Origin of the sequence: Marinobacter sp. (assembly GCF_041984545.1) — a bacterium.
Lineage (GTDB): Bacteria > Pseudomonadota > Gammaproteobacteria > Pseudomonadales > Oleiphilaceae > Marinobacter.
Window position 1 is genome coordinate 1 of sequence record NZ_JBHIXV010000040.1, and the last position, 11,778, is coordinate 11,778.

Consider the following 11,778-nt stretch of genomic DNA (forward strand, 5'->3'; position numbering starts at 1 on the left):
GCCACTGTCACCCCGGAACACAATGCGGGTGTCAGGCCAGTACTGACGAATGAAGCGAACCAGAAGAGCCAGAATGGCCCAGCTGTGGCGACTGTCGCTTCGGTTGCTGGTGCGTAGGTAACTGACTAACAAGTGACGGCCACAGAACACATACAAGGGGAAGTAACAGTGGTGATCGTAGTAGGCATTGAAGAACTTGCCGGGCTGGTCGCCATGCACTGGCACATCGGTGCCATCAAAATCCAGCACGATCTCCTTCGGTGGTTCGTCATGCTGCTCAATGAAGTGATGCCAAAGCAGTTCATGGGCGTCGATCACCGACTGCCGGTCCACGCGCTGCTCCATCCGGCACAGAGTGGATTTGCCCGCCAGGATGGCATCCTCACCCATAGCGGTCTGAAGGGCCTGATCAAAACGGAGTGCCTCGTGATCGTTCAGGTCTTCGTACCCGGCCGCTACGCCGAACACCCGCTGTCGGGTCATGGTTTCCAGTTTGTGGCGAACCAATTCCGGGTTCCGCGGGTCATTGAGAGTTGAAGCCAGACGTTGAGTCAGACGGTGCTGTTTGTCGACTTCGCGAAGTAAAAGCAATCCGGCATCGGACGTGATGTGGCCGCCGGAAAAATCGGCTTCAATTTGACGGCGGGAAAGTGGCGAGAAGGTCAGTTTTTCAGGTACCATTTTGGATAGCGGCTGTTAGTGCTTGGTGGATTGGTTAGGTTCTTGAAATCATAGCACTTTCAGCCGCTTTCTTTTATCCCCTTATGAGAAATTCGGGTTAGGCATATTCTACCCCAATACTTTGGAGTAACGCTGAATATTGATCTGGATCTTTTTCTTCAATTTTTCGTAATATAAAACTCGCCGTTGTCTTCATCTCAGGAACATCAATGGGCAAAACACTTCTCTCAAAGACACCCGCCAAATGGGAGAATTCATTATTGATGCGATCAGTTAACGACGCAGCCAATGCATCATCACCGAAAAAGCGCGCCAATTTGTCATCTTTTTCTACTGCATTTGGGTACTTGTAGTACAAAAAGGCCTCTAGAAACTTCCGCGCATTGTTACCGAAGTTGTAGTAGCAATCATGATTCTCATCACCATCTACTTGGGCATGGGCACACTTATAAATTTGGTGAAACAGAAAATTGAACTCTGTGACGTAGTCCTTCAGGTATCGAGGCATCAGCGTAATATCACTGATTTGATCTGTTCGAGTAATCACAAAATATTGAGACTTATTTTTATTCAAAGCTCCGGGCAGTCGCTTCAGATACTTCAAAAAATCCAAGTTGTGGGTTGAAATAAATAACTGTTTAAAACGATCACGCTCTTTTATTTCACCACCATCTTTATATTTCTCTGGCGTTACAATCTCAGCATTAATAAGGCTATAAACGAAAAATATATGATTTGCATCCAAGCTGGAGATAGGGTCGTCGATCCAAATGATCGGCTGGTTGCCTTTAGTTTCTATGTCATCAAGTTTAGCCATGAAATAACAGAAGGCTATCAAACTACATTCGCCTTCACTTAAGTGGAATGCTTTTTTGTCATTTCTGGTTACCTCAAATCGGTACCCAGATGATGAATCCCCGGGGATCGCTTCAATAGCCTTGAGTGAAAGATTCTGATGGCCGAAGAAATTATTTAAATAATCATTTACACGGTCAGCGCCCTTGCTTTCATCTTTAAGCTGAGCCTTTAGTTCAGCTATTTTTTCTCGTTTTTTATCAACTTTTTCTTTTGCCGAGTTTCTAGCATCCTTCGCTAAGCCCATAGCCTCATTCAGTGACTCAATGGCTGTATTCTCTTCTTTATACTTTATATCGGTTATGAATGTAAAAACCTCATGGAGGCGTAAAGCTGCACGAGCTTCATATTGGTCAGAGCTTAGTGAAGCTGTAAGCTTGTTGGATTCGTTTCTGAGTTTCTCATACAAGTTCCTGACCGCATTCAAATCTTTTTCAACCGACTCAGGTGTATTGAATTCAAGAGGTGTAAAAACATCATCTCTTCGTCTTTCGATCTGTTCTTTTATCGAATCCAGTCTATCAATGTAAGACGTTGATAGGGTCGACCAGTGTTCTGTCAGCGAATCCAAGTCGGCTGTGTAGTTAGAGTAGAAATCCGAGTTTTTTACTTTCAGTAAATTAGGAACTCTGGATCGCTCACCTTCAATTGACCCAAGCAGGGTTTCCAGTGCTTGACGAAGTGCTTCAGACTCCTGATTAAAATGCTTATCCAGTTTCTGCCACAAATCTTCAGGTAGGTCGCTGCCGCAAAATGCGCACTTATCTCTTTTATGTTGATGGTGGCCCCGACCAGTCCGTACCCACGTTGCCAGAGCAGCATCGTTTAGCAACTCCTGAATTGGTTCAGATGCCTGAATCTTTTTTTCGATTAATTCTTCAGCCTTTGAAGCGATTACAGAGTATTGGAGATTGAAAGTCGTTGATTCAGGGATTTCCGGTTTGGGTTCTTCTCTGAGGAGGTCATGAAACTTGCCTACTTGCCCATCAGTAAGCGGAGAGTACGTGTCTTTGGTAACAGTCGAGATGTCTGTCTTTATTTTAGAAACATTGTAGTTGGCATCACCAAACGTTTTATTATGTTTGATTCCAGTGTCTGATTTATTGGCTTTATCACGTAATTTCCCTTCCAATTCTGACGACTTGTCGCCATGGTCTTTTCGGGCTTTTTTGAAACTCTCCTCAGCACCGAGCAACTCTCCAATGAGTCCAGACTTGATCTCTTCGTTGCCAAGTTCGGTTTCATGTCTCTCGATTTCTTCCTCAAGCTTTGTATTGTCTTCCCCTAATATAGCGAAGGAATTGATGGTCTGTTCATCATCAACAATGAAACGCAGATTGTCCCGGACAAAGTCCTCATTGAATACCCGAACGACTTGACCATGATTACTTAGTGAATTTTGCGTTGCAGTGCTACCACCATCAAAAGACACCCGAAACTCGGGCGAACTATATTTCTCTGAGATGTAACCAGTTTCTAAAGCTCGAATGATTCGAGAAAGCGTTGTTTTTCCAGAGTAATTGCGTCCATACAGGATATTTAGGCTTTTAAATTCTGCGATATTATTCCCTGTATCTCGCACGGATGATGACCATTGAAAATCATCGTAGACAGCCACACCTTTTATTGAGTCTATTTTTTTAATGTGTCCGCTCATGCATATCCTTTTTGAAGATGCCTAACAGCTAATTCAACGAAAAATGACGTACATCCCGCATGCGTATATCCCTCGACGGGAAAAGGCATAAAACACCCTTTTTACAACTGATTATCAGAGACTTACGAGTTCATCTCTGGAAACTTTGCATCGAGATATTCGTAGATTGTCGATTTTGCGCCATTTCAATGTCCGATTCTCCAAGATTACCCCGTATCACTATTTCATAAATCTCATAGGCTTGTAAGCCCTGTAGAATTCAGTCGCCGAAGTTTTGCGACAACTGTCGCTGATCTCCGCAAGTCAGGGAGGCTCACAAACAGGCACCGAGGGCTAGATCTGAATGTCCGCTTTTGTTTAGCTGAGTTCAGGGGATGCACGGTCGCAAAGCGAACATTCAGGAGGTTCGATCAATGCCCTTGAAATGGCCTCCGTTCGAGGCTGGGGTGTGTCATGCATACCGGGGGAAGTCCATTGTAGAGGTACAGATGGCCAATAAAAGCATGGCACAGCGCCACAGAATGACCAACTGTACTGCACAAAACCCTCGTCACTGGCGGCTTTCAAGTCAGCATGAACGGAGGGCGGATTTCGCGGCCGTCATAGCATTCATTGCCGCCGGAATTCCGGCATACACAGAAACCTGTAGAACTATCTCAACCAGCTCCTCACGACACACTCCTGTATTAAGTGCTGCTCGCATATGAAATTCGAGCTGAGATTGCGCCGTTCCCATTGCAGCAAGCATGGCCACAGTAAGCATTTCGCGTGTTCGTAGCTCAATTCCGTCTCTCGAAACCACATCGTGGAATGCAAAACCAAGTAGTATCTCAAGCGCTTCGGGATGAAACTCATCAATATTTTGGGAAACACGCGCCGGCGCTCCGGATTCCAGTAATTCCAGCAGATCCAGAGCTTTCTTTCGACGATCAGAGTTCTCATTGTTCATGCGTTGACTCCTTTCATTCCCTCAGGCGTGTATCTTTCACCAATCACCGATAGACGAGCAGTGGACGCTTCAAGCTCTTCTTGTTCTTCCGAAGTGAGATCGATGGTTGCAGCTGCCGCATTCTCTTCAAGATAGCGCAGTTGTTTCGTGCCAGGAATTGGCACGATGTCCGGCCCTTTCGATAAAAGCCAGGCCAGGCATAGCTGAGCTGAACTACAGCCTTTTCGTTCAGCCATTCTCGCTATGGTCTCCGCGATCCGACTATTCGCTTTGATGGCATCCGACTCAAACCTGGGCAGATTGTTTCTAATATCCTCAGCACTGAAGTCTTGCGTGCTTTGGAAACGCCCCGTCAGAAATCCACGCCCCAGCGGGGAATAGGGCACAAAACCAACGCCCAATTCGCGGCAGGTTGGGAGCACATCTCGCTCTACATCACGTGTCCAGAGTGAGTACTCGGTCTGCACCGCCGTAATTGGGTGCACTGTATGAGCCCGACGCAGTGTTTCAGCGCTGACTTCACACAATCCAATTCGGGCAATTTTTCCCTCCTTGACGAGCCTGGAAATGCCTTCAATGGTTTCTTCAATCGGCTGTTCAGGGTTGACCCGGTGAACGTAGTAGAGATCGATTTGCTCAACGCCCAGCCGACGCAACGACGCCTCACAAGCCTCTTTGGCATAAGCGGCGGAGTTGTTCAGGCTTCGTGAGTATTCGCCGGGATTGCGAACGATGCCAAACTTGGTGGCTATCTTGAGGTTCGGCTTTTGATCCGCGAGGAATCGACCGATGAGTTCTTCATTATGATGCGGCCCATACATATCGGCGGTGTCGAGAAAGTTGATACCTAGCTCGACTGCGCGCGCCAAGACGCGCAGGGACTCGGAATCCTCTCTGGGGCCGTAGAATTCGCTCATTCCCATGCATCCCAGACCGATAGCTGAAGTAAGAAAGTCTGCTCCTAGTGTTCGCTGTTGCATTGGATGTCTCCTTGCTTTGAAAGAAAACAGAGTGTCATTATCCGTTTATGGAAAAAAGAGCAGATAATGGAAACCTGGTTTCTGAAAACGGAAAACAAGCCGAGTACCAAGAGTGGGTCTGGGATGATACCCGTGCGTTTCTGGCCGTTGCGCGTCGGGGAACGCTGAGTGGGGCTGCCTTAGACCTTAACCTTGGCATTGCAACGCTATCACGTCGGATTGAGCGGCTTGAAAAAGCGCTAGGAATGCCACTATTTATCCGGCAGCAGTCAGGCTATCTGCTGACCGAAGAGGGCGCCGGCATGGTCGATAGAGCCGAGGCGATGGAGACAGCTGCAGCCGCTTTTTCTTACGGAAATTCAGGCCAGGCGCAGCCAACTGGCAAAGTACGACTAGCCACTGCCGAAAACCTCGCGAATGAGCTGATTGTGCCAGCTCTGCCGGCGTTTCATGAGCAATATCCCGGTGTCACAATTGAATTAATAACGGATATCCACACTCTCAACTTGCACCGTCGCGATGCGGATCTTGCTTTAAGAATGGTGAGACCAGAACGCGGCAACGTGACACTGCGCCGTCTTGGCATTTTAGGATATGGCCTATATCGGGGGCCCGGTTATTCGCCCAAGGCGAGCTCTGACCCCGATTCTGCCCCCTTTGATGGGGCTGATTTCATTACCTGGAATGATAGGCAGGCTGATCTTCCTGCGGCACAATGGGTCGAAAGGATTCTGCGCGGGCGCGAGCCTGTGATGACTACCACTTCTCTTGCTTCGCAGATATCAGCCACAAAGGCAGGTTTAGGATTAGCGGTATTGCCCCACTTAGTTGCTACCAATGCTGGCTTGATCTGCGAACAATCTGACCTTGGAATCGACCAACCAATTTATCTGGTTATACAGTCGGACTTGACCAAATCTAGAAGAATACGAGCGGTCGCAGATTTTCTTGTTCACCTCGTAGAGCAAAATGCCCACCGTTTAAGCAATTACTAGAACTCAAAGCCGGTCGTAGCTACCCACAGTCGGGTAATGGGTCCACCTGTAAGCATCTCTGTTTCAGTTGCACTGCTAATTCGAGCTCTTCGCTGGGGTCGCAAAGCGGACATTCACAATCCAAGAATTCATCGCGCTTTGTCAGGTCAGTTACTTGATGTTGTGTTCTTCTGACCACACCCGCAACTCATCCAGAATCTTCAATGCGCTGCGCCCAAAGTCCGTCAGCTCGTAGGTCACCGCCACTGGCCGGTCGTTGATCACTTTCCGCACCACCATCTTTCGGGCCTCCAACTCCTTCAGCCGTTGATCAATCATTTTCTTGCTGGCGCCGCCGAGCATGCGAGCCAGATCATTGAAGCGCACAGGGCCGTCTTTCAGGTGAAAGATGATCGAACCCGTCCACTTGCCTCCGATGATGCGCATGCCGCGCTCAATGGCGCAGGGTTCGAGGCAGACATTGATCGCGGTTTTTCGGCCTTGAGCGTCTGTTTCCACATGGCTTCCCATGATTACACCTTCAATAAAAAGCAGGTTACTAAAAGTATACTAATTGATCACAGAATACAGGTCACCATAGTATACCTGCAACGAACAAGTAACCTACCAACTGATCAGATCGGAGGCCCAATGAGCAACATCCTCATCATTAATGCCCATCACCACTACCCCTTTGCCGAGGGCAAACTCAACGGCACCCTGGTGCAGATGGCCGACGAACTGCTGACAGCCAAGGGTCATCAGACTCGAATCGTGGAGGTGGACAAAGGCTGGGAAGTGGACCAAGAACTGGAAAACCACCAATGGGCAGACATCGTGATTTTGCAGACCCCGGTCAACTGGATGGGAGTGCCCTGGACGTTCAAGAAATACATGGACGAGGTGTACACCGCAGGCATGGGTGGTGCCCTGTGCAACGGCGATGGCCGCACAGAAGATGCGCCCAAGGCGAATTACGGCACAGGCGGCACGCTGGCGGGTAAAAAGTATTTAATCTCGCTGACCTTCAACGCACCAAAGGAAGCTTTCGACGATCCGAACGAATACCTGTTCCGGGGCAAAAGCGTGGACGACCTGCTGTTCCCCATGCACATGAACTTCCGATTCTTTGCCATGGAACCGCTGGAAACCTTCGCCTGCTACGACGTGATGAAAAACCCGCAGGTAGAAAACGACTTTCAGCGTTTTTCCCAACACCTCGAAGCCCACATTCCGGGATAAGTCAGGGGCCGATAATGCCACTCAAAACACACCCGAGACTGCTGCTGTTAGCAACGCTCGTGTCAGTGATCGGTTTAGTTACCGCAGAGGAGGAGCCTCATCAGGCTGCCCATATCGCATCGCCCGACTATTACACCGCGTTAAAGGAAAACGATCAGGTTCTGGTGCTGAAAATGGTGCTGGAGCCCGGTGAATCCGACGCCATGCATCGGCACCACGATGAGACCGTATATTTCCAACAGGGCGGCCAATTGAGCATTGAAACTGTCAACGGCGATACCTTGGAGGCCGAAGTGCCAGACGGCCATGTCATTTGGCACGAGGCCTGGACCCAACGGGTCACAAACGTTGGCGACAACACGGTGATTGCGATCATCGTGGAAAACAAACCGTGAGGAAAACCATGACAGAGCAACACGCCGTCCACTGCGATTGCGGCGCGGTGGAAGTCACCATGACCGGCACTCCCAAAGTTCACGGTTACTGCCACTGCGAAGACTGCCGGGACCTGCTTCAGGTACCCTACCACTCTGTTTTGGCGTGGGAGGCAGAGCAGGTGGAGATTACCCGGGGGGCGAAATCGGTGAAAACCTTTCAGCACCCCACCAAACGCATGACGCGGGTGTTTTGCAGCGATTGCGGAGAAGTGCTGTACAACACCAACGCCATGGGCTGGAAGCTGATCTCACAACTGTTGGTGCTGAAAACTCACGACCATACCCTTCCGGAGAGCTACCAGCCCAGCAGTCATTTCTTCTACGATCGCAGAATCATCAACATTGATGATCCGCTGCCGAAGCGATGAAAACGGGGTATTCCAGCCAACCATGTCGGGTTAAAGGATAATCGGAGAACAGCCTACCGAGATGCACACAGGCGGCTGGATTTCGGGCAGCCTTTCAAGCTCTGAACGTTCGCTTTTGTTTAGCTCGGAACGGTCGCATAGCAGACATTGAGATGATGAGATAACGCCTGTGAGCACGCTCTTGTCGCGTGGATTGCATTGCCATCCCAGCTGAACCAGCATATACCAATTATTGGTACGGGTGAGGTGGCACCATGCAAAAGAACACCAGCATCACTCTGGGTCAACATTTTGATGCGTTCATTGCAGAACAGCTCAAAAGTGGCCGATACAGCTCAACCAGCGAGGTAGTTCGTGCAGCGTTACGCCTGCTTGAAGAGTCTGAAACACGTCTGACCGCACTTCGTAAGCTGCTCAAGGACGGCGAGGACAGTGGTTTTGAAGACTACTCCTATGACTCGTTTATTCGTGAACTGGATAACGAAGGGCGCTGATGCCACATTTCAGGCCTCCCAGAAAGGCGACACCTGACTCACAACCCCAATAACAGCCAAATTTTCGTGGCTTTGTCTGTAGTTCAGCGGCAGCCTCAGACAGAGGCGCCGCTGGTCATTAATCACCTGCGACACCCAGGCTCCAGAGCCCAGAGCTCAACGCCGATTCGATTCGATCAGCACGTGAGTGTCGTGAATAATGCGGCCAATGCGGGCCTCGGGCGGCAGGTTGTCGCCGTAGCCCAGCCGGATTCGGTAATGACCGCCCGGGTGCTTGTAGCCGTAACGGTGCCGGTCGTACCGATCGTGCCGGTCCCGATGCCCGTGCCACTCCCTCCTGTCGTCCCGTTTGCGGTAGCCGCCATGATGCTTGCGGTGCCCGTGCTTCCATTTGTGGTGGCGGTCATGGCCTCGCCGGTGGTCGTAACGGTCGCGGGAATCGCCGCGGTAATGGGCCGGCAGCAGGTGTTTCTGGTGGCCAGGTGGCACCGCCAACCCCTGCCCGCCGGGGTTCTGCCAGCCAACACTGCGCCGCTCATCGGCCATGGTGGGGGCAGACAGCGTCAGCAACGCGGTGACCAGGCTTCCAATCAGTAATCGCTTCATGATTATCCTCCGGTTTTTCCAGGGACAGAGTCCGCATCCGGTCCCATGCCGAATGCCTCTTGAGCCAGATTATCGAACCGGCGGCGGTTGTCAGCGCCCGGGGCGCGGCTTTGCAGGATTTTTACGTGGGACGGGGCCAGCTTGACGTTCAGCTGTCGCCGGAGTGGGCAGATCGCAGATGCGCTTCCAGGGCAAAGGTGTGGGGGCAGTCGGCACCGAGGGCTCGGAGGGAGTCGGCTAGGCGCAGCAGGTACTCGGCGTTGGGGCCGCTCGGCCCCGAGGCCGCGGCAATCTGGCGGGCAATGTCGGCGTCCGGGGCGTGGCCCAGAAACGCTTCGTTATCCTCGGTGGCAATGTACACCAGGCCCTCGGCGTGGCTGCCATCGTCGAAGGTGAGCGTGGTGCTCAGGCGCAGGTAACCGTTTTTCTCTCGCACATCCAGGTGCTCAAACACATTGGGCGACACCCGGAAGGCCATGCCCTTGCACACCGCGCCCGGTTTTTCGATCAGGGTGACCACCCGACCTGGCTGCTCCGGCGTGCCCCGATGATCGTGGGAACCCTGCCAGAAGCGCCGCTCCCAGCCACGAATGGACGCCGGGCGCTGCTCCAGGAACGGAAAATCCACCTTGTAGATCAGCGAGCCGTAGCCGAACAGCCACACCGACTCCACGCCGGCGAAATTGTAGCGGTTGCGGTTGTGTTCAATGGTGTTTGCGGACATCACATTCTCTGCACGGAACCCGGACAGGCCTACTTTAGGTGGAGGCAATAAAGCCGGCAATGCCGGTCAGCACGATTTCCGCCGCCATGGCGGAGAGGATCAGGCCGCTGATCTTGGAGAGAATGTTCAGCCCGGTCTTGCCCAGCGCCCGCTCCAGGTAGCCGGACAAGTGCAGCAGAACCGCCAGGATCAACAGGCCGGAGACCAGGCCCAGCAGGCCACCGGTTACCTCGGCAAAGGACTTGAGCTCGGCGCCGTAGACCAGAATCGCACCGATAGTGGCCGGGCCAATCATCACCGGAATGGCCAGGGGCACCACGGCGATGTCGTCACGATCCTCCTCGGGCAGGCCGGTGGCGTGGTTGCGGGTGCCGCTGGTGACCAGGCTGATGGCGGTGAGGAACAGCAGGCTGCCGGCACCGATCCGGAAGGAGTTGAGAGTAATGCCGATGGCACTGAACAGCAGCGGCCCGGCGAAGAACAGCACCAGGCCAAGCACGAAGGCGGACACGCAGGCCCGACGGATGATCGACGACTTCTCCGGCGCGGGCAGGCCCCGGGTCAACGCCAGGAACATGGTGACCACGAAGAACGGGGCCAACAGAAACAGGAAGCGGATGGTGCTGCTGAGGTAGGTGGAGAAAAACGTGTCAATCATTCCGGGTGGTCCAGGGTTTCACAAAAGCCCGCAAGCATAGCCTGCCGCCGACCGGTTTGCCGTAAGGAAGACAACCTATGACTGGCTCGCGCAGGCCCTGCCCCCGCGATGCCGTTGCCGTTACGCCGCCGGAGTAACGTAACTGAAACGCCGGCGATACTGCTCCATGGTACAGCCTACGGTGCGCTTGAACAGCCGCCGGAAGGAACTGGCGTCCTCATACCCCACGCCCCAGATAATCCGGGCGGTCTGCTCCCGGCTCGATTCCAGCCGGTGCTTGGCCGCCTCGATCCGCAGGTGCTGGAGGTAGCCGATGGGTGTCTCACCGGTGGCCTCCTTGAACCGCCGCTTGAAGGTTCGGGTGCCCAGGCCGGCCACGGCGGCGACATCGTCGATGCTGACCGGTTCTGCGAAGTGCTGCTCAAGCCAGGCCTGGGCCCGGCGAATGGCGTCATCACTGTGGGCCTTCTGGCTGTAGAAGGCCATATAGGGCGTCTGTTCCACACGACGACCGTCCAGCACCAGCATCTTGCTGCAGGCCAGTGCCACCGACGGCGAGGCAAACCGCTCGACCAGATAGAGGCAAAGATCGACAAACGCCGTTGCACCGCCCGCGCAGATGATCTGGCCGCTGTCTACCAGCAACTGGTCCTCCTCCAGGCGGATATGCGGGTAACGGGCCCGGAACAGGTGCGCCGCCCGCCAGTGCGTGGTGGCCACCCGATCATCGAGCAGGCCCGCGTCGGCGAGCACAAAACTGCCGGTGCAGACACTGGCCAGTACCACGCCCCGGTCAAAGGCCTGGTGCAGCCAGCCATGAAGCGGAATCGCCGGTGCCAGCGTGCGGTCGAGCGCAGCGAGGCTGACGGCCGCCTCCACCGAGGACCCCACCACTATCAGGTCCGGCTGGAACTCAGCGCGCGGGACGGTGGGCGTCACCACGGCGCCGCTGTAGCCCCGCACCGGCTGGTCATCCACGGTCACCACCTGGGCGTTGAACGGCGCTGAATCCCGGGAACCGGGTACCTGCGCGCAGTAGTTGGCCACGGTGAAGAAATCCATCACACCGTGCACCCCCGAGGCGTGACAGTTGGGCAAGGCAACAACGGCAACGTTCATCATGGCAATGGCCCTTTTCGCACTTTATATGTCA

Annotated in this window: 14 protein-coding genes; 5 read left to right on the top strand and 9 right to left on the bottom strand. The window is 53.1% G+C overall.

The features are described from left to right. The 4 genes from ACFC20_RS15480 to ACFC20_RS15495 form a co-directional block, all read right to left on the bottom strand. Nucleotides 1-681 (bottom strand): IS1380 family transposase (locus ACFC20_RS15480; RefSeq protein ID WP_375193788.1); only part of this gene is annotated, 681 nt, incomplete at its 3' end. 97 nt (nucleotides 682-778) lie between these two features. Further along, nucleotides 779-3,193, bottom strand: a complete 2,415-nt coding sequence (locus ACFC20_RS15485; protein ID WP_375193789.1) for an AAA family ATPase — start codon at nucleotides 3,191-3,193, stop codon at nucleotides 779-781. Between the two features lie 568 nt (nucleotides 3,194-3,761). Beyond that, nucleotides 3,762-4,142 (bottom strand): carboxymuconolactone decarboxylase family protein, encoded by a 381-nt coding sequence (locus tag ACFC20_RS15490; protein ID WP_375193790.1) that lies wholly within the window; start codon nucleotides 4,140-4,142, stop codon nucleotides 3,762-3,764. After that, nucleotides 4,139-5,122 (bottom strand): aldo/keto reductase, encoded by a 984-nt coding sequence (locus ACFC20_RS15495; RefSeq protein WP_375193791.1) that lies wholly within the window; start codon nucleotides 5,120-5,122, stop codon nucleotides 4,139-4,141. The genes ACFC20_RS15490 and ACFC20_RS15495 overlap by 4 nt, the downstream gene beginning before the upstream one ends. Nucleotides 5,123-5,169: 47 nt before the next feature. On the opposite strand from ACFC20_RS15495, the gene ACFC20_RS15500 reads away from it, so the two are divergent. After that, nucleotides 5,170-6,117: a LysR family transcriptional regulator gene (locus ACFC20_RS15500; protein ID WP_375193792.1), complete on the top strand. Its 948-nt coding sequence runs from the start codon at nucleotides 5,170-5,172 to the stop codon at nucleotides 6,115-6,117. A gap of 150 nt (nucleotides 6,118-6,267) precedes the next feature. Here the strand turns inward: ACFC20_RS15500 and ACFC20_RS15505 are convergent, their stop codons facing one another. Beyond that, nucleotides 6,268-6,627: a winged helix-turn-helix transcriptional regulator gene (locus tag ACFC20_RS15505; protein WP_375193793.1), complete on the bottom strand. Its 360-nt coding sequence runs from the start codon at nucleotides 6,625-6,627 to the stop codon at nucleotides 6,268-6,270. 120 nt (nucleotides 6,628-6,747) lie between these two features. Here ACFC20_RS15505 and ACFC20_RS15510 point away from each other — a divergent pair, with 120 nt between their 5' ends. From ACFC20_RS15510 to ACFC20_RS15525, 4 genes are all read left to right on the top strand, one after another. Further along, a complete protein-coding gene (locus ACFC20_RS15510) occupies nucleotides 6,748-7,338 on the top strand; it encodes an NAD(P)H-dependent oxidoreductase (protein ID WP_375193794.1) in 591 nt (196 codons plus the stop codon). Between the two features lie 14 nt (nucleotides 7,339-7,352). Then, entirely contained in the window at nucleotides 7,353-7,733 is a 381-nt protein-coding gene (locus ACFC20_RS15515) for a hypothetical protein (RefSeq protein ID WP_375193795.1), read from the top strand. Between the two features lie 8 nt (nucleotides 7,734-7,741). Continuing rightward, nucleotides 7,742-8,143, top strand: coding sequence for a GFA family protein (locus ACFC20_RS15520; RefSeq protein ID WP_375193796.1), 402 nt, complete (start codon nucleotides 7,742-7,744; stop codon nucleotides 8,141-8,143). A gap of 254 nt (nucleotides 8,144-8,397) precedes the next feature. Beyond that, the gene (locus tag ACFC20_RS15525; protein ID WP_375193797.1) at nucleotides 8,398-8,637 is read left to right on the top strand and encodes a type II toxin-antitoxin system ParD family antitoxin; all 240 of its coding nucleotides are present in this window, start codon (nucleotides 8,398-8,400) and stop codon (nucleotides 8,635-8,637) included. A 156-nt stretch (nucleotides 8,638-8,793) separates the two neighbouring features. On the opposite strand, the gene ACFC20_RS15530 is transcribed toward ACFC20_RS15525, so the two are convergent. From ACFC20_RS15530 to ACFC20_RS15545, 4 genes are all read right to left on the bottom strand, one after another. After that, nucleotides 8,794-9,243, bottom strand: coding sequence for a hypothetical protein (locus ACFC20_RS15530; RefSeq protein ID WP_375193798.1), 450 nt, complete (start codon nucleotides 9,241-9,243; stop codon nucleotides 8,794-8,796). 148 nt (nucleotides 9,244-9,391) lie between these two features. Continuing rightward, a complete protein-coding gene (locus ACFC20_RS15535; RefSeq protein ID WP_375183247.1) occupies nucleotides 9,392-9,967 on the bottom strand; it encodes a gamma-glutamylcyclotransferase in 576 nt (191 codons plus the stop codon). A 34-nt stretch (nucleotides 9,968-10,001) separates the two neighbouring features. Beyond that, nucleotides 10,002-10,625 (bottom strand): MarC family protein, encoded by a 624-nt coding sequence (locus ACFC20_RS15540; protein WP_091989000.1) that lies wholly within the window; start codon nucleotides 10,623-10,625, stop codon nucleotides 10,002-10,004. Nucleotides 10,626-10,745: 120 nt separating this feature from the next. Then, the gene (locus ACFC20_RS15545) at nucleotides 10,746-11,747 is read right to left on the bottom strand and encodes a GlxA family transcriptional regulator (protein WP_375183248.1); all 1,002 of its coding nucleotides are present in this window, start codon (nucleotides 11,745-11,747) and stop codon (nucleotides 10,746-10,748) included. Nucleotides 11,748-11,778: the final 31 nt, after the last annotated feature.

Bases quoted from the DNA above. Each gene is read 5' to 3' on its own strand.
- ACFC20_RS15485 (WP_375193789.1), bottom strand. From the start codon at position 3,193: ATGAGCGGACACATTAAAAAAATAGACTCAATAAAAGGTGTGGCTGTC.
- ACFC20_RS15490 (WP_375193790.1), bottom strand. From the start codon at position 4,142: ATGAACAATGAGAACTCTGATCGTCGAAAGAAAGCTCTGGATCTGCTG.
- ACFC20_RS15495 (WP_375193791.1), bottom strand. From the start codon at position 5,122: ATGCAACAGCGAACACTAGGAGCAGACTTTCTTACTTCAGCTATCGGT.
- ACFC20_RS15500 (WP_375193792.1), top strand. From the start codon at position 5,170: ATGGAAAAAAGAGCAGATAATGGAAACCTGGTTTCTGAAAACGGAAAA.
- ACFC20_RS15505 (WP_375193793.1), bottom strand. From the start codon at position 6,627: ATGGGAAGCCATGTGGAAACAGACGCTCAAGGCCGAAAAACCGCGATC.
- ACFC20_RS15510 (WP_375193794.1), top strand. From the start codon at position 6,748: ATGAGCAACATCCTCATCATTAATGCCCATCACCACTACCCCTTTGCC.
- ACFC20_RS15515 (WP_375193795.1), top strand. From the start codon at position 7,353: ATGCCACTCAAAACACACCCGAGACTGCTGCTGTTAGCAACGCTCGTG.
- ACFC20_RS15520 (WP_375193796.1), top strand. From the start codon at position 7,742: ATGACAGAGCAACACGCCGTCCACTGCGATTGCGGCGCGGTGGAAGTC.
- ACFC20_RS15525 (WP_375193797.1), top strand. From the start codon at position 8,398: ATGCAAAAGAACACCAGCATCACTCTGGGTCAACATTTTGATGCGTTC.
- ACFC20_RS15530 (WP_375193798.1), bottom strand. From the start codon at position 9,243: ATGAAGCGATTACTGATTGGAAGCCTGGTCACCGCGTTGCTGACGCTG.
- ACFC20_RS15535 (WP_375183247.1), bottom strand. From the start codon at position 9,967: ATGTCCGCAAACACCATTGAACACAACCGCAACCGCTACAATTTCGCC.
- ACFC20_RS15540 (WP_091989000.1), bottom strand. From the start codon at position 10,625: ATGATTGACACGTTTTTCTCCACCTACCTCAGCAGCACCATCCGCTTC.
- ACFC20_RS15545 (WP_375183248.1), bottom strand. From the start codon at position 11,747: ATGATGAACGTTGCCGTTGTTGCCTTGCCCAACTGTCACGCCTCGGGG.